This window comes from Marinobacter sp. B-12 (genome assembly GCF_056857915.1).
Genome location: NZ_JBSXOB010000041.1, coordinates 119,716 through 138,871, shown reverse-complemented (window position 1 = coordinate 138,871; position 19,156 = coordinate 119,716). Strand labels below are relative to the sequence as shown.

The window sequence follows — 19,156 nt, the reverse complement described above, 5'->3', positions numbered from 1 at the left end:
CTAGTGTTCCGTGCGGTTAATTCGATGACTTATTATCGATTAAACTCAGCTTTGCCCTCGCGACCGATGTCATAATGGATTCGGCGCTTTTGTGCCATCGGAATGGCTTGGCCAGTGTCTCATTATGAACCTTGATGTACTTCTTAATAGCTGACTTCAGTTCGCTGACGCTGGTGAAAATACCCCGATAAAGCGCTCGTCGTTCCAGTTGGCCAAACCAGCCCTCGACCGCATTCAGCCAGGACGCGCTCGTGGGCGTGAAATGCAGCTTGAACCGAGGGTGCTTGGCCAGCCAGGCTTTGACCTCCGGGGTTTTATGGGTAGAGCTGTTATCCAGAATCAAGTGCAGATCCAGAGCCTTCGGAGTCTCCCGGTCGATCTGTCGCAAGAAGTCCAAAAACTCCTTGGCGCGGTGGCGCTGGGTGATGCGGCCAATCACCTTGCCCGTCAAAATATTGAAGGCAGCGTACAGGCTGGTCGTGCCATGGCGCTTGTAATCGTGTGTGTGACGCTCAACTTGCCCAGGCCTGAGCTGTAATTTTGGTTGCGTCCGGTCGAGAGCCTGAATCTGGGTCTTTTCATCAACTGACAGAATCAGTGCATTGTCCGGCGGATTCATATAAAGGCCTACAACGTCACACACTTTTTCAGCAAAATTGGGATCGTTACTGATTTTGAACGTTCTGAGCCGGTGCGGCTTCAAATCAGCCGCTTTCCATATCTGACGCACTTGCCAGCACGTCACCCCGGCATGCTTGGCCATGAGACTGATGCTCCAGTGTGTGGCCTCTTTAGGGACCTTGTGGACCGAGTCCTCTAAAATCTTCTTGACGGTTTTGTTGTCCAGTTTTCGGGGCTGACCTGGGCGCGGTGCATCACAAAGCCCCTCAAGACCTTGTTCAAGGTAGCGCTTGCGCCATTTGAATACGGTTTGAGTGCTGACCTGGAGCGAGTCCGAGATCCATTGGGGTGTCTCGCCTTCATTCAGCAATAAAAGAATTCTGGCACGTTGAGCCAGATGCTGACTCAGAGTATTGGTTCGGCACCAGCCTTCGAGCTCCAGTTGATCGTGTACCGTCAGGTTAAAGGGCGCTGCAGGTTTGGGCACAGTGGAAACCTATTCTTGTTGATCGATAGGCTTACATTGTAACCGATATCAGTCAGCGAATTAACCGCACGGAACACTAGACTGATGGTTATAATCAAAGACAGAGGGGATCGGCCCGGTTTGCGGTGCAGGCCCTGCTAAGGAGGAAAGTATGAGACGAGTTGTGGTTACCGGTATGGGCATTGTTTCCTGCCTCGGCAACTCCACAGATGCGGTGCTGGAAAGCCTCAGGGCCGGCAAATCGGGCATCCGGTTTAATGAAACCTATCGTGACATGGGCTTCCGCAGCCAGGTGGCAGGTTCCGTTGATGTGGACACGTCGGTCATCGACCGTAAGACCCGACGCTTCATGGGCCAGTCGGCGATGTACAGCTACCTTGCCATGGAGCAGGCCATTGCGTCCTCACAGTTGACGGACGATCTGGTCTCCAATGACCGTACTGGCCTGATTGCTGGCTCCGGCGGCGCGTCCAGCGCCAGCCAGGTGGAGGCCGTCGACATCATGCGTGAGAAAGGCGTCAAACGCATCGGGCCCTACATGGTGCCACGGATCATGACCAGTACCGTGTCGGCCTGCCTGGCCACGGCCTTCAAAATTCGCGGTGTGAACTACTCCATGTCGTCTGCCTGCGCCACTAGCGCCCACTGTATTGGCCACGCTGCGGAGCAGATCCAGTCCGGCAAGCAGGACATTGTATTCGCCGGCGGTGGCGAAGAGGAGGACTGGAGCCTGACCATGCTGTTCGACGCCATGGGCGCGCTCTCCACCAAGTACAACGATGCTCCGGAAACCGCATCCAGGCCCTTCGACGCCGGCCGTGACGGGTTCGTCATTGCTGGCGGTGGCGGAATGGTGGTGATGGAAGAGCTGGAGCATGCCCTCAAGCGCGGCGCCCCCATCATTGCCGAGCTGACCGGTTATGGCGCGACATCCGACGGGCATGACATGGTCGCTCCTTCTGGAGAGGGCGCCATGCGTTGCATGCAACAGGCGCTGTCCACGGTTGAGGCGCCGGTGGATTACATCAATGCGCACGGCACCAGCACGCCAGTGGGCGATGTGGCGGAAATGAAGGCCGTACGGAACGTCTTCGGTGACAACGTACCGCAGATTTCATCCACCAAATCCCTGTCCGGCCACTCTTTGGGCGCATCGGGTGTTCATGAAGCGATCTATTCACTGATCATGCTGCAAAACGGATTTATCGCGGGCACCAAGAACCTGACAAACCTGGATGACACCATTTCCGGCATGCCGGTCGTGGGGCCTGATTCCAAAGCGGCGCCACTGAATACGGTGATGTCCAACAGCTTCGGGTTCGGCGGAACCAATGCTTCGCTGGTATTCGGAAAAGTCTGACTAAGACCTGCCACCAGCCCCAAAAGGGCTGATGGCAGCGTATCTGAGCGTCGCTCTCCGTATCATTGATCATTGGCAAGGCTCCCCTTCCGTAATAAAGTGCACTTTTGATATGAATCAATTATTAGGGGTGCACCTGCAATGCCTCAACCTATCCGACTTCGCAAGGCTTCGCCTCTCAGAGCATCCTGTCACCAGTGCAGCCTAAGCAACTTGTGCCTGCCGTTGGCCGTGGAGGAGAGCGAACTGGATCGCCTCGAAGACATTATGGAACAGGGTCGCATCTTCAATCGCGGTGAGCATATTTTTGACCAGAGTACGCCTTACCGCTCCTGCTTTGCCGTGAGAAGCGGCGCAGTCAAGACGTCTATCGTTAGCGAAAACGGCGAGGAACAGGTAACGGGGTTCTTCATGCCTGGCGAACTGGTGGGACTCGACAGCATGGGAAGTGAACACTATGCGTGCACCGCCAGGGCACTGGAGCGTAGCAGTGTTTGCGAGTTTCCGGTCAACCGACTGGAAGAACTTACCAGCAAGATGCCGAACCTGCAGCACCACATGTATAACCTGATGGGCCAGGAAATTCAGGGCAGCCACCAGTTGGCCATGCTGCTGAGCAAGAATACCGCGGAAGAGCGAGTCGCCGCCCTGCTGCTGTCTCTTTCCAGCAGGTTCCAGCGCCGTCGCATGTCGGGCACCAACTTTAGCCTGCCGATGGCCAGAAGTGACATCGCCAATTTCCTTGGCCTCGCTGTGGAAACCGTAAGCCGGGTGTTCACCCGTTTCCAGAATCAGTGCATCATCAACGCCAGGGGCCGTGAAATCGAACTGCTGAATGTGGAAGCACTGCAAATGGTTACACGGGAAGTCGCCCGTCAGAACGCCTAGACAACCCCGGCGAACCGGAGATCAACTCGTCGTTTCGTCCGTCAATTCCTTGCCGCCGTTCAGAGATAACAACTCCAGTTCCTCCGCAAGCCCCGAACGCCAGGGGAGTTGCTTTACGCCAAAGGTGTTGCGTATCTTGGTGCAGATCATGGTGGCGTTCGCGGGCTCCAGGATTGCCCATGCGGGCGTTTCATCCACCACCCGGATACCATCGGGGATGCCCCTCAAACCGGTTATTGCAAGCCCCAACTCATAGAGCGAGATGTCCTCCGCGCCAGCATACTGATACGTACCCCATACTTCCGCGCCGCAATCTATCTGCTGGACAATCGCGGTAATCACCCGGGCAAGATCACTGACTGTCACGGGTTGGCCACGGCATTTGCCGGGTAGTTTGATGGTGTCGGACTCTGCGGCAACGGACTGCACCTTGCGGACAAAACGCCCCAGGCTCCAGCCCGTCCTCAAAATAATGTGCCGCGGCAACAACGTTCTCAGCGCCTGCTCGCATTCCCATTGCCAGTTACCCAGCTCGTTACAGGGCTGACCGGGATTGGAGGCAATGTACGCACTCTGCTTTCGGCCGTCGAACACGTAGGAAGACGACAACTGCAACAACGCGATATTGCGCTCACAGGCATGCTCCGCCAGCGCCACGGGCAACGAAAACGACGCCTTGTGAGCCAATTCGGGGTTCTTTTCCGCACTTTCAGGGTCCGCAAGCCAAAGCGCATTCACGATCAAGTCGGTATCGTCGGGAACCCAGCCTTCCAGCGCCGAAAGATCCGCAGTTTCAAGCTCGCTGATCAGCAACGGGCTGACATGGAGCGAGGTGTTCCTCAAACGCTCCAGCAATACCCGCCCCAACGGGCCATAATCATGAACAACAAGAACGTGCACGAGCGCTCACCGCCTCCGATTTCTATCTTCGCAACGGGTAACAGTACCGTTGCCACTTCATCTGTATACTGATGTATGTCTTCACCACACTGTAATCGTTCCCACAGCTTGTTGGAACGCGTACCCGGGATATCACTGATATGACGGGCACCCGATACCGTTAGAGCCAATGGCACGCAAAGTACACCTCATAGAATACGTGTCGGAGTACTGAACAGACCTGACGAGCATACAACAACAGGACCCTACATGCTGAAACAACAAAGCCATATCGTTGCCCCCATCCCGGATGAACTCCGCACCCGCGCACTTTATACCGTCAACGAGCTCCGGGAGCGGGGAAAGGCGGACAAGATAGCCATCGACAAACTGTTCGAACTGATTGTCGAGATGACCGACAACGGTCTGGATTTCTTTTTCCTGGAACCCCTGCGCCGGCTGAATGCCAGCAGCATGCTGATGGGTATGGCCAGAATGGGCATCAGCAGCATGCTCAAAGGCAGCAAGATGGTCGTCCACAAAGTCTTGAAGAAACTGGACGACCGCAGCCTGGCCGCGATTCTCGACTTCATCGAGGAAATCATCCACGAGCCGGAACCCGCTGCTTCCTGACCACCTACCCTGCTGCAGCGTTGCCAGAATCCTCGTACAGCCTGGGCACCCGGGCTGTAATTCCCGTCAGCAGTTCGTAGCCAATAGTACCGGCGTGTTGCGCCACTTCATCCACACTGACATGCCGCCCCCAGAGTTCCACCGAGTCGCCAGGACAGGCGTCAGGGGCACCCGTCAGGTCCACGGCCAGCATGTCCATGGACACCCTGCCAATCAGGCGTATGCGGTTACCGCCGACCCACGCTGGAGTGCCTGTACCGGCATGGCGAGGATAGCCATCACCATAGCCAGCGGCCACAATTCCCATTCGTGTCTCCCGGGTCGCGGTCCAGGTATAGCCATAGCCCACGGACTCTCCCGGTTTTAGGGTTCGCACTGCAGTCAAAGGGGCTTCCAGTGTCATCACCGCTTCCAGTCCCAGCTCCGGGCCCGTCTTGCCCATGGTCGGGGAGGCGCCATAAAGCATGATGCCGGGACGGGTCCAGTCGAACGACGGCTGGGCGGGGAGAAAATGGGCGGCGGAATTTGACGCACTTTTCTCAAGTTTAGGCCAGTCCACCACTGCTTCACTGAATATCCGTGTCTGCTGGTCAGTGTCATCGCGGGAGATATCGTCCGCACAGGCAAAGTGCGTTACGAAACCCGCCACCTTCTCCGCCGCGGCAATGGTATCCAGTCGTGCCATAACATCGGCCAGTACGCTCGGCGCGAAGCCAAGCCGATTCATGCCGGTATTCACTTTTACCCAGACCGTCGGCGTCTCACCAGCCTGCGCCAGCCAGTCCAACTGGTAGCCACTGTGGACCACCACTTCAAAACCTTCGCGAACACAAGTCGCGACATCCTCGGCGCTGTGCATGCCCTGCAACAACACCACAGAATGATCAACTCCGGCCTCCCGGATCGCCAGGGCCTCTTCCAGACAGGCAACGGCAAACTTGGGGGCGTCGCTCGCCAGGGCCCGTGCGACTTCACGGATGCCATGACCATAGCCATCAGCCTTGATAACAGCCATTGCCCGGGCCGGGCTGGCCAGCCGGCAGGCGAGGCGATAGTTGTGGCGGAGTGCACGGGTATCAATACGGGCAACGGTCTTCCGTGGCATTAATAATCCCCGCCGTAATCGCCGTGGGCCAGATCCTCGAACTTGGTGTACTTGCCGATGAAGGCCAGTCGCACAGTACCAATGGGGCCGTTACGTTGCTTACCGATGATGATTTCGGCAATGCCCTTGTCGGAGGTGTCCTCGTTGTAGACCTCATCCCGATAGACAAACATGATGACGTCCGCGTCCTGCTCGATGGCGCCGGATTCCCGCAGATCCGAGTTGACCGGGCGCTTGTTCGGCCGCTGCTCCAGACTCCGGTTCAGCTGCGAAAGCGCCACGACCGGGCAACTGAGTTCCTTGGCGATCCCTTTCAGGGAACGGGAGATCTCGGAAATCTCGGCGGTCCTACCCTCGGTGTTTCCGGGCACCCGCATCAACTGGAGGTAATCCACCATGATCAGGCCAAGCTTGCCTTCGTTCTCCCGGGCAATACGACGAGCCCGGGAACGCATTTCGGTTGGGCTCAGGCCAGGTGTGTCGTCGATATAGAGCGGCTTGTCTTTCAGCAGACTCACCGCGGATGTCAGTCTGGGCCAATCGTCTTCTTCCAGCTTACCGCTACGAATCCGGCTCTGATCAATACGCCCCAGGGACGACAGCATACGCATGACCAGCGCATCCGCCGGCATCTCCATACTGAACACCAGAATCGGCGCACCGGTGCTTATCAAGGCATTCTCGACGATGTTCATGGCAAAGGTGGTCTTACCCATGGACGGTCGCCCCGCCACGATCAACAGATCCGAGGGCTGCATCCCCGACGTCCACTCATCCAGGTCCTTGAAGCCCGTTGTCAGACCCGTTGTAGTCTCGCCGGACTCGAACAGTTCCTCAATGCGACTGAGGGCCTTGGTGAGAATTGGGTTGATAGCCTGGGGGCCGGAGCCTTCCTTGACCCGAGATTCGGCGATCTGGAAGACATTACGCTCGGCTTCGTCCAGGATCTCGTTGCTGTTCCGGCCCTGGGGATTAAACGCCGAATCGGATATCTCGCCGGACACCTGCACCAGTTGTCGCAGGATAGAGCGCTCCCGCACAATCTCGGCATAGGCGCGGATATTGGCGGCACCGGGGGTTTTCTCGGCCAGTTCTGCCAGATAGGAAAGTCCACCCGCGTCTTCGATATCACCGGCACGCTCCAAGAATTCGGTCAGCGTGACAACATCAAGCGGTTCGCTCTCGCCCGCCAGTCGCTCGGCTGCACCAAAAATGAGGCGGTGATCCTGACGGTAGAAGTCGCCAGCGGAAATGATCTCCGAGATCTCATCAAATCGGCGGTTGTCCAGCATCAGGCCACCAAGCACCGCCTGTTCGGCCTCCACTGAATGAGGTGGAACCTTGATTCGGCTGGTCTCAGGGTCGCTGTTTACCGGTTTGAAATTCGGGTTGGCCATGGAAACGTCTTCGTCTGGGCATCACATCCGTGACAGTTTACGGGGATTGTCGATGCGATGGGAGAGCTACGGAAAACACAAATCATACACCAGAAAGCAACAGGCCCGGAATCCACCTGAATGGATTCCGGGCCTGTTATGGCTGCCACCGGATAGTAACCCGATGTTCAGACTAAACCGTCAATTTACTCAGCTACAACAGCCAGGTTAATGTGAACGGTTACGTCAGAGTGCAGCTGAAGCTCGATCTCGTACTCGCCAACCACGCGCAGCGGGCCTTCGGGCAGACGAACTTCACTTTTCTCAACTTCGGTACCAGTGGCGGTAATCGCATCTGCGATGTCACGCACGCCGATGGAGCCGAACAGCTTGCCTTCTTCACCAGCCTTGGAGGTGATGGTGACTGAGGCGCCTTCCAGAGCTTCGCCACGAGCCTGGGCCGCAGCCAGCTTTTCAGCTGCCGCCTTCTCCAGCTCTGCACGGCGCTCTTCGAACGCTTTCAGGTTGTCAGCGGTTGCCGCAACAGCCTTGCCATAAGGCAGCAGAAAATTACGACCGTAACCGGCCTTTACCTTGACCTTGTCACCCAGTGAACCAAGGTTTGCTACTTTTTCGAGCAGAATAACATCCATCTCGTTAACCTCTTCGTGCTTTATTCAGCCGGGCCGGAGGGCTTCATTCGCCTCCGGATGTCCAGCCAGCTATCCACAAAAGCCAGAACTACCAACAGAATCATCAGGCTTGGACCAAGCAGTACCAGCGCCAGGTAGAACAACACCAACCACTGACCACTCAGATTTTTACGACCGACAACGCCATGAACCAGGGCCAGGCCCGCCACAAACAGCGGCAAACCTCCAACCCAGCCCAGCAACATGGAATTCAACCCGAGAACGGGCCCCGCCACCATGGTAATCACACAAATAACCGCGATTGCCGGTGACAGCCGGAGCGAGTGAAACTCGGTCCGGAATCCGCCGGGGTTGTACAACCCGGCCTGCCAGGATCTCGCCAGCATGGTCATGCACACCCCGATTACCAGGTAGGTGCCCGCCATGCTCGCATTCATGGTTTGCCGAATGACTGTTTCCAGCTCACTGCCAAGACTACTGGCGATTTCGGCGTTGTACTCTTCGTAAAATCTCACCCCGGCCTGCACCAGATCGTTCAACAGATCCGGGTACACCAAGGGCAACATCAAGCCTGTCACAATCCCCAGGAAACTGCCTGCGAGCAGCGCCTTCTCCCAGGACAGGGTCGTTCTCAGGATGGACGCCATTAACATTGCCTGAAGCAACACCACCAGTGCCGTCGGGTCCTGCCCGAACCAGCTCCAGCCTAGTGCCGGAAGCAACGCCCAGAGGCCGATACTAAGCCCCTGGCTGATACCCAGTCTGAGAATGACCAGGCCAATAACCGCCGCACCTATCCAGAACAACAAGGGTATTGCAGTCGTAACTGCTGCCACCCCGCCTGCCTGCAAAGGACCGCGCATTACAAACTGTGCCAGTGCACGCATGGTCCCGGGTCCTGTTTATTCTGTTACTTAGTTATCGTGGCTGTCCGAATACGGCAGCAGTGCCAGGTAGCGGGCACGCTTGATAGCGGTAGCCAGCTGACGCTGATAGCGTGCCTTGGTGCCGGTAATACGGCTGGGCACGATCTTGCCGGTTTCAGTGATGTAACCTTTCAGGGTGTCCAGATCCTTGTAATCGATCTCTTTAACACCTTCTGCCGTGAAGCGGCAGAACTTACGACGTCTGAAAAAACGAGCCATAACTTAACTCCTCAACTCCGGTGATGGTTTTACTCTTCTTCGTCCTGGGTTTCAGCCTGCTGACGTGGCTCGTCAGATTCGGCTGAACGACGCGGACGATCATCGCCGCCACGACGGTCTTCACGGGACTCGGAAGCTTTCATCGGGGACAGTTCAATGTCGGCACCATCGCGGCGCAGGATCATGTCGCGGATGATGGCATCGTTGAAACGGAAGTTGTGAGTCAGCTCGTCCATCGCTGCCTGTGAACATTCAATGTTCATCAGAACATAGTGAGCCTTGTGGATCTTGTTGATCGGGTAAGCCAGGTGACGACGGCCCCAATCTTCCAGGCGATGTACCTTGCCACCATCTTCATTGATGACGCCGGTATAGCGCTCGATCATCGCGGGCACCTGCTCGCTCTGATCCGGGTGTACCATAAATACGATTTCGTAGTGACGCATGAGTTCTCCCTACGGTTTGAACAGCCTCCAGCACAGGCACCGGTTTCAACAAACAGGGCAAATGCAAGAAGCAAGGAGGTGGCAGGCAAAGCTGCCGGCTTCTTTTTGCTTTTATCAACAAGACATTACGTATAAAGCCTGCTCAAAAAGCCGATATTGACCACCAGGATTTCAGGCAATACAACACCGCCCCCTAAAAAGGGGGTCACGTATTCTAGGCGTGTGGCTGATACTATGCAAGCCGTTGACGCAGGGCTTCGTAAAGGCAGGCGCCAGTAGCCACCGACACATTGAGACTGTCCACGTGGCCAAGCATGGGGATATTGATCAACAGATCACAGTGTTCCCTGGTCAGGCGACGCATACCTTTGCCCTCAGCACCCATTACCAGAGCAACCGGGCCGGTAAAGTCCGCCTGATACAGGGTATTGTCCGCTTCGCCAGCGGTGCCAATGAGCCAGACGCCGTCATCCCTGATCGTGCGCATAAACCGCGCAAGATTAGTGACACGTACCAGAGGCACAGTTTCAGCCGCACCACAGGCCACCTTCCTGACGGTCGGCGACAACGACGCGGATTTATCCTTGGGCACGACCACAGCCTGGACACCCACGGCATCAGCGGTTCGCAGGCAGGCGCCCAGGTTGTGGGGATCGGTCACACCATCCAGGATCAACAGAAACGGCGGCTTGTCAGACCCTGACAACATGGCCAGGAGATCATCCTCACTCCATTCACGGCTTTCAGAAACCGCAGCCACAATGCCCTGATGTACGCCGGCTACGTGCTGATCCAGTTCTTTGCGATGCACAACCTTCCAGCGCACCCCAAGCTCATTGAGGGCATCGGTGACGGTCTTGACCCGGCGGTCCTCGCGCCCCGTCTGAATCCACACCTGCTGCAAACGTTCCGGCTCGCGCTTGAGGACGGCCTCAACCGCATGCCAGCCAAAAATGTATTCTTCAGACACGGCCTATTTTCCTGACTTGCGGGGCTTTCGTTTCTTGTCAGCGCCGGCGGTTTTAGCCGGCGCCTTCTTGCTCTTGCCCTTACCCAGTGCGAGCTTGGCCGCTTCCGCCACCAGCTTGTCACGGGCCGACATCTCGCCATCATCATCGAATGTTGGCGTGACCGCGTCGGATGCCTCCGATTTGCCAGAAGACTTTGAGCCAGTCGCTTTCCTGCGGCGGGGTTTGGCAGCCGTATCACCAGCCTTGTCCCGGTCAACTCTCGGGGCACGGCCAGCGGTGGATTTGCCACCCTTACCTCGCCCCTTACCTTTGCCCTTGCCCTTGCCCTTGTCCCGCGGCTCTCGCTTGGTGACCTCCAGCGCATCCCGGTCAGCTTGGCGATGCTGTGGCTCGCTCACCAGCTCCAGGTCGACCTTGCGGTCTTCCATGCCTACACGCACCACCTTCACGCGGACCTCATCGCCCAACCGGAAGCTCATAGCGGTACGCTCTCCGATCAGGCGATGTTTGGCAGCGTCGTGATGGAAATAGTCACCACTGAGGGTAGACACGTGCACCAGGCCCTCAATGTAAACTCCGGAAAGCTCCACAAAGAAGCCGAAAGGCACAACGGCTGCAATCACGCCGTCGTACTCCTCGCCCACGTGATCCTTGAGGTATTCGCACTTGAGCCAGGCCATCACGTCCCGCGTTGCATCGTCGGCGCGGCGTTCCGTCATGGAACAGTGCTCACCCAATTGATGCATGCGGGCCGTATCGTAGGGGTATTCCGCCAGCTCTGGGTCACGCTTTGGCGGTGCAGTTACATCCTTACCTCCTTCCTCACCGTGAATCACGGATTTGATGCCGCGATGCACAATCAGGTCCGGATAACGGCGGATCGGGGAGGTGAAATGGGCATAGCTGGCAAATCCCAGGCCGAAATGGCCACCCTCGTCCGGACTGTACACCGCCTGGCTGAGGGAGCGCAGCATTACGGTCTGGATAACGTTGGCATCGGAGCGGTCCGAGATACTGGATAACAACGCCTGATAATCAGCAGAGGCTGGCTTGTCGCCTCCCCCCAACTGCAAACCCAGCTCGCCCAGGAACAGACGCACAGCGTTAAGCCGTTCTTCCGACGGGCCATCGTGCACACGGTACAGGGAGGGCACCTTGTGCTTCTTCAGGAATCGTGCCGTCGCCACGTTGGCGGCCAGCATGCACTCCTCGACAATCTTGTGGGCATCGTTGCGCTGGACCGGAACGATTTCCTCGATCTTGCGATTGGCATCGAACACCACCTTGGTTTCCGTGGTTTCAAAATCGATGGCGCCACGCTCCGTCCGGGCTTTGCGCAGCAATTTGTACAGGTTGTAAAGATTGTGCAGGTGCGGCAGCACATGAGCGTACTGTTCCGACAACCGGTAACCCGGCTCGGAATCCGGTCGCTCAAGCATGTCGCTGACCTTGTTGTAGGTCAGTCGCGCGTGACTGTGCATCACCGCCTGATAGAAGGTATAGCCGCTGACGCTGCCGTTGGCGCTGATGGTCATATCCGCCACCATGCACAGCCGATCCACACCCGGATTCAGGGAGCACAAGCCGTTGGACAGTTTTTCCGGCAGCATGGGCACCACATGATCCGGAAAATACACGGAGTTGCCACGGTTAATCGCCTCTTCATCCAGCGGTGAGCCGGGACGCACGTAATGGGACACGTCGGCAATCGCCACCAGCAAGCGGTAGCCACCGCGCGGGCGCGGCTCACAATAGATCGCGTCGTCAAAATCCCGGGCGGTTTCATCATCGATGGTCACCAGACGCAGGTTGCGGATGTCCACCCGATTCTGCTTGTCCTTTTCGGTAACCTCATCAGCGATACCGGCAATCTGCTCGCCCACGGCCGGCGGCCAACTGTGAGGGATATCGTAGGACCGGATGGCCACATCGATTTCCATGCCTGGCGCCATATGCTCACCGAGCACTTCAACCACCTTGCCTGTTGGCTGGGTACGCACCGTAGGCTGGCGCAGGATGTCGACCACGACGTATTGGCCGTGCCGCGCTTCATTAATATGCTCTGCGGGGATCAATACTTCGTGGTTGATACGGGCATTCTCCGGAACCACAAAGGAGATGCCGCTTTCCTGAAACAGACGGCCAACGGTTTGATGGGTGCGATACTCCAGTACTTCTACAATCACACCTTCGCGCCGACCACGATCGTCCACCCGATCCACCCGGGCGGCAACCCGGTCACCGTGAAAGACCTGACGCATCTGGCGAGCCGTCAGAAACAGATCCGAGCCGCCGTCGTCGGGAATCAGGAAGCCGAACCCGTCCTTATGCCCTGTAACACGGCCAGTGACCAGATCCGCTTCTTCAATAGGCAGATAGGCTCCCCGACGATTGCAGATCAATTGTCCGTCCCGGCACATGGCGATCAGCCGACGGCGCAGAGCTTCTATGCCCTCTTCGGACTGCTGCCCCAGTTCACCACACAGCGTCTCATGAGTAGCCGGCGCCCCCCGTTCTTTCAGATGGTCGAGAATGAACTCCCGGCTCTGAATCGGGTTGTCGTATTTGCTGGCCTCACGCTGCGCATGTGGGTCTTTGTCCGTCTTCTTTCTGGAAACCATTCGTATCCTTAGTCTGACTTCCCTGCTGGAAATCAATCGTTATATTGCGTTTGCAAAGGAGTATAACGCTGCCAGCACCTGCCTGCCTAACCGACCGCCTAAAATAGGCATAAAAACCGGCCCTGGCGGGACAAAAAATATTTGACAGGCTTTTTCCGAATGATTAAAGTACGCGCCATTGGTTGACGGCAATGCCCGCAGCCGCGGCAGAAAGCCCGGAAATTCAACGAAGTAAAACGTTTGAATGCCCACCGGAGAGACTGCAAATCACCTGCCGAGGTGGTGAAATTGGTAGACACGCTAGCTTCAGGTGCTAGTGGGGGCAACCCCGTGGAGGTTCAAGTCCTCTCCTCGGCACCACTTCCTTCCCCAGGAAGTGTTACGAATCCAACTCCTTTATAAGCACATGTCGCAACAAACCTGCGCTCGCAAACGCATGGCTGTCCACACGTTCGCCAAGAGCCAGCCCGCGCCCCTGCCTTATTCCACCAGTCCCGACAAGTATTCCGAAAGCCGTTGATAGGTATAGTTCACCCGGGCATAGGCCGCAGACGGCGCTCTTTCGAACTCCCGTCCACAGGCCCGGCTGCCGCCATGGCGATTCAGGTAGGCGATGTTGATCAGGTTGGGTTGGTCCGCCACAAACTCGCTGGAGTTGTCGAACGGGTAGTAAAACGCCCAGTCAAACCCTTCTGTATTGCTGACCCCAGGTGTGGAGCTCATTTCTTCATCCAGGAAGCCAAACCGTAGCGGCCGGAAACGGTCATTGCGAGTATCAAACTCCAGAGTCGTCTCGGTGAACCCGTCCGGTAGCGTGATACTGCCCGTGACCGTGAAAGGCTGCTGAGAAGACACCACCTGCGCCGCATCGACATCCTCTGGATCAATATCCCCTTCGCAGGATTGGACGCTGCTCGTGAGCGCCACAATCTCCTCGTCAGCGCTATCGACGGAACGCGTGAAACCGAAAAAGGCATCGTTGGCAAACTGATAGTCAGGGCGCAGAACTTCCGTCTTGCTGTCGGAGGCTGCCGTCAGAGACTCGACCCGGGCATCTGCCATGGTCCACTCGTAGCGGATCGCCGGCGGGCCACCCAATGCCGAGGACGCCGCAAGCCCCGGATGGCAGGTGGTGGTGGTTTCAAACGTCGCGGTACGGTCCTGCCAGTTGAATGTCAGCCGCTCATCGGCCCCTTCAGCCTCATGGTAGCTGGCACTCTCCTGGGACAGTGATATCGAAGGCATCCACTGCACATCGGTATCGGCGATTTTGCCACGGGCATTGATCAAGCGGGCCATTTCCCGCATTGACGGCATCATGCACCCGTTTGCCGTCACGGCCGTCAAACGGCCATCTTCCGAGTAGTCAAATTCCAGTTCGGCGGACACGCTGAGGTTGGACATCGTGGCCGGCAACTCGCTCCCCTCCCCCCTGGCGAGAACGGTCTGACGCTCAAGGATAACCGGATCGTCCAGCTCAATTGGCACTTCCGGCAATGCCAGTTCATCAATATTGATGTTCTCGTAGTTTCCCTGGGAGGCAGCGGCATCAACCACCTGAACCACCTCCAGGGCATTGCGGGCAAAGGATATCCCCAGAAGATAAACCGCCTCTTCACTCAGGTAGCGTTCGCGTCCGTCGCCATTGCGCAGGAGATTGGCATACTCCGGCGGAAACTGGCTGGCCATGAAGCGGGCGAAGGCGCGGGCGTATGCGTGGGCACGGTGATCACCGGAGCGGATATAGTTACTGACCAGATTCACGTTGCCAAGGGCATCAGACAGATCGGTATTGATGACCGAAAGATCCTGCAACCCAATCAGGCGGCGCTGCCGTACCAGGTGGCTCAATGGCGTGACATTGCGCACGCCAGGTGGCGCGCTAAGCAGGTAGGCGTCTTCCAGCACCACTTCCCCGATGCGGGTCTGCTCCGTGGTCTGGCCAGGCAGTACCACGGCAAACAGCGGAAAGTCCCTGGGATCAATATCCGGGGATACGGACGGGTCCTGCACCAGTTCCGCGGTATCCAGCGAGAAGACGCCACCCTCTCCCGTTAACGCGGTGGGTTCTCCATCCCGCAGGGTTATTGCCGTACCGGCGCTGTTTTCAAAGGTCATCGGGCCCGGCGTGTACTGGCTATCACCGTCCATGTCCAGCCACACTCTGGCATTGCGCAGGTAGCCATCAATCACCCGACCTGTATAGGGCTCGGGCTCGCTGTAATCCTCGGCGTCGAAATCACGGCCATCAACCGGTGATTTGTCGGATTCCTCGCCGCAACCGGTGAGGGCCAGCGTGAGCAGGGTAACTGAAAGGGGGAGCAGGCGTTTCATCGCGGCAACCATTGTCCTTGTTAGAGGTTGTGCCGCTACTGTAGGGGATGTTGCCGGGGGGAACCTTGATAGGTTTGGCAATTTGTAAACTTAGGTAACGAAAACGCGCCGCGGGAGCTGTCCCGGCGGCGCGCTGACAGGCAAAAGCGCCTACTAGAACGAACGCGCAACAATCTCTTTCATGATCTCATTGGTGCCAGCGTAAATACGCTGCACCCGCGAGTCCGCCCAGGCACGGGCGATGGGATACTCCCACATGTAGCCGTAGCCACCGTGAAGCTGTACGCACTCGTCCATGACTTTGCACTGCAGGTCGGTTGTGTGCTGCTTCAGCATGGCTGCCGTTGGAATATCCAGCTTTTTGTCCAGGTGCAACTCCAGACAACGGTCGCAGAAGACCCGGGCCGCGGTGATTTCCGCCTTCATCTCCGCCATCTTGAAGCGGGTGTTCTGGAACGCAATCACCGGCTTATCAAAAGCCTTGCGCTCCTTGACGTAGTCCAGGGTCCACTGCCAGGCGGCTTCTGCCGCAGCAACGGCGGTCAGGCCCACCTGCAGACGTTCCGCCGGCAATTCCGCCATTAACTGGAAAAAGCCCTGGCCTTCCATCGAGCCCAAGAGCTTATCCGCCGGCACTTTTACGTCCTGAAAAAACAGTTCGGAGGTATCCTGGGCCTTCATACCCACTTTATTCAGGTTCTGTCCCTTCTCGAAGCCTTCCCAGGCGGTCTCCACCAGGAGCAGGCTGGTACCCTTGGCACCTTCTTTCGGGTCGGTCTTGGCCACCACGATCACCAGGTCCGCCAACTGGCCATTGGTAATGAACGTCTTGGAGCCGTTAAGCACATAGTGATCGCCAGACGCGCTTTTAACCGCCGTGGTTTTTACACCCTGCAGATCGGAGCCAGCGCCTGGCTCGGTCATGGCGATGGCGCCAATCATTTCACCGGTTGCCAGCTTAGGAAGGTAGTACTGCTTCTGCTCTTCGGAGCCGTAGTTAAGGATGTAGGGGGCCACAATATCGGAGTGCAGGGTCCAGCCGATGCCGGACAGGCCCGCCCTGGACACCTCCTCCATGATGACAGCGCTGTAGCGGAAGTCCGCGCCTACGCCGCCATATTCCTCTGGCATGGTCGGGCAGAGGAAACCAAGTTCGCCGGCCTTCTTCCAGAGCTCGCGGCTGACCTGGCCATCCTTCTCCCACTGTTCATGGTAGGGCGCAGCTTCCTGCTGCAGGAACTTACGAACGGAATCCCGGAAGCCGTCAAGGTCGGCGTCGAAGACTGTGCGTGGAATCATGGTGTACCTCGGTGAATGACTGTGTTGTGGTTGTCGTTCACCAAGTCTCGGGGGATGGGCGTTTTCGCTCAATGATGAAAAGCATCAATCGGGCTGACCAAAACCATCACCGATCGGTTCAGTCAGGCTGTTTCGCTTTCGCCCTCTCCTCGCCCCAGCGCGGCATCAGATCCTGGGGCAGGCCCAGGTGATCCAATAGTCGGGCAACGATGAAATCCACCAGATCATTCACGGAATTCGGCCGGTGATAAAACCCTGGACTGGCCGGCATGATGACCGCCCCCATGCGGGTCAGGCGCAGCATGTTCTCCAGGTGCACTTCCGAAAAGGGCGCTTCCCGGGGCACCAGAATCAGTTGCCGTCGCTCCTTGAGGGCCACGTCTCCCGCGCGCTCGATCAGATTGTTGCTGGCGCCGGTGGCCAGGGCCGACAGGGTGCCGGTACTGCAGGGACAAATCACCAGTGGAGCTTTTTCACCCGAACCGGAAGCCGGCGGGGCGAACCAGTCTTCCCGGCCGAACACCAGCACCTGTCCCGGACGGGCACCGGCATAGCTGGCAAGCGCTTCCTGCATGGCAGAGGTGTTGCCCGGTAATTTCAGATCGGTTTCGGTGGCAATCACCACCTGTGCAGCCTTGCTGATCATCACATGCACCCGGCAGTCCGCCGCCACCAGGCACTGCAACAGGCGCAGGCCATACTGCGCGCCGGAGGCACCGGTAAAGGCAAGATTGATCACCCGCTGGTTTTCGGACGCTGCGGTCATACTGAAGTTTCCCGATTGGATAGCGGAGGCAGGATGCCCCGTCAGCCGAATTTACGTTCCAGTTCGGTAATCAGCTTCTGGTGAATACCGCCAAAACCGCCGTTGCTCATGGTGACAATATGGCAGGGACCGGATACCTGATCCAGAACCTGGCCAATCAGTTCCTCAACGCTGGCCCCGACACGATGGCGATCCGGTGTTTCCGCCCCGGGACTACTGCCCTCAACTAATGCTGGCAACCAGTCCATGCGATTGAGATTGGCCCAGAATACCTGATTCGCCGCTGCCGCACTGGGCAACAGGCTCTCCTGGTGAAAACCTTGCTGCATGGTGTTGGAACGTGGCTCGATCAGCGCAAGGATAGTGTCATCGCCCACCTTGTGGCGCAGCCCCTCCAGCGTGGTAGCGATGGCCGTCGGGTGATGGGCGAAGTCGTCGTAGACACGGACCCCACCAACATCCGCAAGCAGCTCCATCCGGCGCTTTACACCCGAAAAGTGGCATAGCGCCGCCACGGCATGGTCCGGAGTGACACCGACATGGCGGGCTGCTGCAACGGCCGCGAGGGCGTTACGCACGTTGTGCAGGCCGGTTTGAGACCAACTGACCGAAGCCACCGGTTGTTCGCGGTGTAATACCATGAATCGACTGCCGTCCTCAGCCAACAACTCCGCCCGCCAGTCGGCCATATAGGACACTTCGCTGCCCACCGAGGCAGCCTGCACACTGCTCCAACAGCCAAGCTCCAACGCCCGGTCAAGATGAGTATCCACGGCCGGGCGCACAATCAACCCACGGGACGGCACCGTTCTCACCAGATGATGGAACTGACGCTCAATGGCTTCAACGTTGTCAAAAATATCCGCGTGATCAAACTCTAGATTGTTGAGGATCAGGGTATGGGGGCGGTAGTGGACAAACTTGGAGCGCTTGTCAAAGAAGGCGCTGTCGTATTCATCGGCCTCAATAACGAAAAAGTCGCTGTTACCCAATCGCGCCGAAACCGGGAAATCATTGGGGACCCCGCCTATCAGATAGCCCGGCTCCAGCCCGGCCTGCTCCAGGATCCACAACAGCATGGCGGTTGTGGTGGTTTTGCCGTGGGTTCCGGCGACAGCCAGCACCCAACGATGACGCAGAACCTCTCGCGCCAGCCATTCCGGGCCGGACATATAGTCAATATTCTGGTTAAGAACCGCTTCCACCTCCGGGTTACCCCGTGACATGGCGTTACCAACCAGAACCAGATTCGGCTGAGGCTTGAGATTGTCAGGATCGTAACCCTCCATTAATCCTATCCCCTGGGCCTCCAACTGGGTACTCATGGGCGGGTAAACCCCCTGATCAGAGCCCGTCACGGTGTGCCCGAGCTCCCTCGCCAGTACGGCCAGACTGCCCATGAAGGTGCCACAGATTCCCAGGATATGGATGTGCATTCGGTTATCGACCTCTTGAATGAAACCTGCAAAGCGTCCCGTATAGAATGCGGGTCGTCAAGCGTTCCTTATGACGTTTGATGTCATGAAAAAAAAAAGCGATTGGCGTATCATCTGCCGCACTCGATGAAACTGC

General features: G+C 57.5%; 17 protein-coding genes and 1 tRNA gene. 4 read left to right on the top strand and 14 right to left on the bottom strand.

The annotated features are described in order from the left end of the window. Positions 1 to 16 precede the first annotated feature (16 nt). Entirely contained in the window at positions 17 to 1,108 is a 1,092-nt protein-coding gene (locus AC13D2_RS06430) for an IS630 family transposase (protein ID WP_292046563.1), read from the bottom strand. 151 nt (positions 1,109 to 1,259) lie between these two features. Here AC13D2_RS06430 and fabB point away from each other — a divergent pair, with 151 nt between their 5' ends. Both fabB and fnr read left to right on the top strand, forming a co-directional pair. Continuing rightward, positions 1,260 to 2,468, top strand: coding sequence for a beta-ketoacyl-ACP synthase I (gene fabB, locus AC13D2_RS06425; RefSeq protein WP_482938356.1), 1,209 nt, complete (start codon positions 1,260 to 1,262; stop codon positions 2,466 to 2,468). A 141-nt stretch (positions 2,469 to 2,609) separates the two neighbouring features. Further along, positions 2,610 to 3,356, top strand: a complete 747-nt coding sequence (fnr, locus tag AC13D2_RS06420) for a fumarate/nitrate reduction transcriptional regulator Fnr (protein WP_482938355.1) — start codon at positions 2,610 to 2,612, stop codon at positions 3,354 to 3,356. A gap of 21 nt (positions 3,357 to 3,377) precedes the next feature. Here fnr and AC13D2_RS06415 read toward each other — a convergent pair whose 3' ends face one another. After that, positions 3,378 to 4,256, bottom strand: coding sequence for a sugar nucleotide-binding protein (locus tag AC13D2_RS06415; protein WP_482938354.1), 879 nt, complete (start codon positions 4,254 to 4,256; stop codon positions 3,378 to 3,380). 249 nt (positions 4,257 to 4,505) lie between these two features. Between AC13D2_RS06415 and AC13D2_RS06410 the strand changes: the two genes are divergently transcribed. Further along, positions 4,506 to 4,868 carry a hypothetical protein gene (locus tag AC13D2_RS06410; RefSeq protein ID WP_300496648.1) on the top strand — a complete coding sequence of 121 codons (363 nt, stop codon included), beginning with the start codon at positions 4,506 to 4,508 and terminating at the stop codon, positions 4,866 to 4,868. A gap of 4 nt (positions 4,869 to 4,872) precedes the next feature. On the opposite strand, the gene alr is transcribed toward AC13D2_RS06410, so the two are convergent. The 8 genes from alr to rnr all read right to left on the bottom strand — a co-directional run bounded on the left by alr (position 4,873) and on the right by rnr (position 13,185). Further along, positions 4,873 to 5,973, bottom strand: a complete 1,101-nt coding sequence (gene alr / locus AC13D2_RS06405; protein ID WP_482938353.1) for an alanine racemase — start codon at positions 5,971 to 5,973, stop codon at positions 4,873 to 4,875. Then, the gene (gene dnaB / locus AC13D2_RS06400) at positions 5,973 to 7,370 is read right to left on the bottom strand and encodes a replicative DNA helicase (protein WP_036203907.1); all 1,398 of its coding nucleotides are present in this window, start codon (positions 7,368 to 7,370) and stop codon (positions 5,973 to 5,975) included. Before dnaB ends, alr begins: the two co-directional genes overlap by 1 nt. A gap of 185 nt (positions 7,371 to 7,555) precedes the next feature. Beyond that, positions 7,556 to 8,002 carry a 50S ribosomal protein L9 gene (gene rplI, locus AC13D2_RS06395; RefSeq protein ID WP_300496655.1) on the bottom strand — a complete coding sequence of 149 codons (447 nt, stop codon included), beginning with the start codon at positions 8,000 to 8,002 and terminating at the stop codon, positions 7,556 to 7,558. Positions 8,003 to 8,022: 20 nt separating this feature from the next. Then, complete coding sequence (locus AC13D2_RS06390) at positions 8,023 to 8,889, bottom strand: YybS family protein (RefSeq protein WP_300496658.1); 867 nt, start codon at positions 8,887 to 8,889, stop codon at positions 8,023 to 8,025. A gap of 27 nt (positions 8,890 to 8,916) precedes the next feature. Beyond that, complete coding sequence (gene rpsR, locus AC13D2_RS06385; protein WP_007154918.1) at positions 8,917 to 9,147, bottom strand: 30S ribosomal protein S18; 231 nt, start codon at positions 9,145 to 9,147, stop codon at positions 8,917 to 8,919. Between the two features lie 29 nt (positions 9,148 to 9,176). Then, positions 9,177 to 9,593: a 30S ribosomal protein S6 gene (rpsF, locus tag AC13D2_RS06380; protein WP_036203898.1), complete on the bottom strand. Its 417-nt coding sequence runs from the start codon at positions 9,591 to 9,593 to the stop codon at positions 9,177 to 9,179. Between the two features lie 232 nt (positions 9,594 to 9,825). Beyond that, on the bottom strand, positions 9,826 to 10,563 hold the full coding sequence (gene rlmB / locus AC13D2_RS06375) for a 23S rRNA (guanosine(2251)-2'-O)-methyltransferase RlmB (protein WP_292050073.1): 738 nt from the start codon (positions 10,561 to 10,563) through the stop codon (positions 9,826 to 9,828). 3 nt (positions 10,564 to 10,566) lie between these two features. Further along, complete coding sequence (gene rnr / locus AC13D2_RS06370) at positions 10,567 to 13,185, bottom strand: ribonuclease R (RefSeq protein WP_292050074.1); 2,619 nt, start codon at positions 13,183 to 13,185, stop codon at positions 10,567 to 10,569. Between the two features lie 273 nt (positions 13,186 to 13,458). Between rnr and AC13D2_RS06365 the strand changes: the two genes are divergently transcribed. Further along, positions 13,459 to 13,545 (top strand) — tRNA-Leu (locus AC13D2_RS06365). A gap of 120 nt (positions 13,546 to 13,665) precedes the next feature. On the opposite strand, the gene AC13D2_RS06360 is transcribed toward AC13D2_RS06365, so the two are convergent. From AC13D2_RS06360 to mpl, 4 genes are all read right to left on the bottom strand, one after another. After that, positions 13,666 to 15,519: a hypothetical protein gene (locus AC13D2_RS06360; RefSeq protein WP_300496663.1), complete on the bottom strand. Its 1,854-nt coding sequence runs from the start codon at positions 15,517 to 15,519 to the stop codon at positions 13,666 to 13,668. Positions 15,520 to 15,672: 153 nt separating this feature from the next. After that, positions 15,673 to 16,818 (bottom strand): acyl-CoA dehydrogenase family protein, encoded by a 1,146-nt coding sequence (locus AC13D2_RS06355; protein ID WP_300496665.1) that lies wholly within the window; start codon positions 16,816 to 16,818, stop codon positions 15,673 to 15,675. A 118-nt stretch (positions 16,819 to 16,936) separates the two neighbouring features. Further along, a complete protein-coding gene (locus AC13D2_RS06350; protein ID WP_292049724.1) occupies positions 16,937 to 17,584 on the bottom strand; it encodes a flavin prenyltransferase UbiX in 648 nt (215 codons plus the stop codon). 41 nt (positions 17,585 to 17,625) lie between these two features. After that, a complete protein-coding gene (mpl, locus tag AC13D2_RS06345; protein WP_292049723.1) occupies positions 17,626 to 19,020 on the bottom strand; it encodes a UDP-N-acetylmuramate:L-alanyl-gamma-D-glutamyl-meso-diaminopimelate ligase in 1,395 nt (464 codons plus the stop codon). Between the last annotated feature and the right edge of the window lie 136 nt (positions 19,021 to 19,156).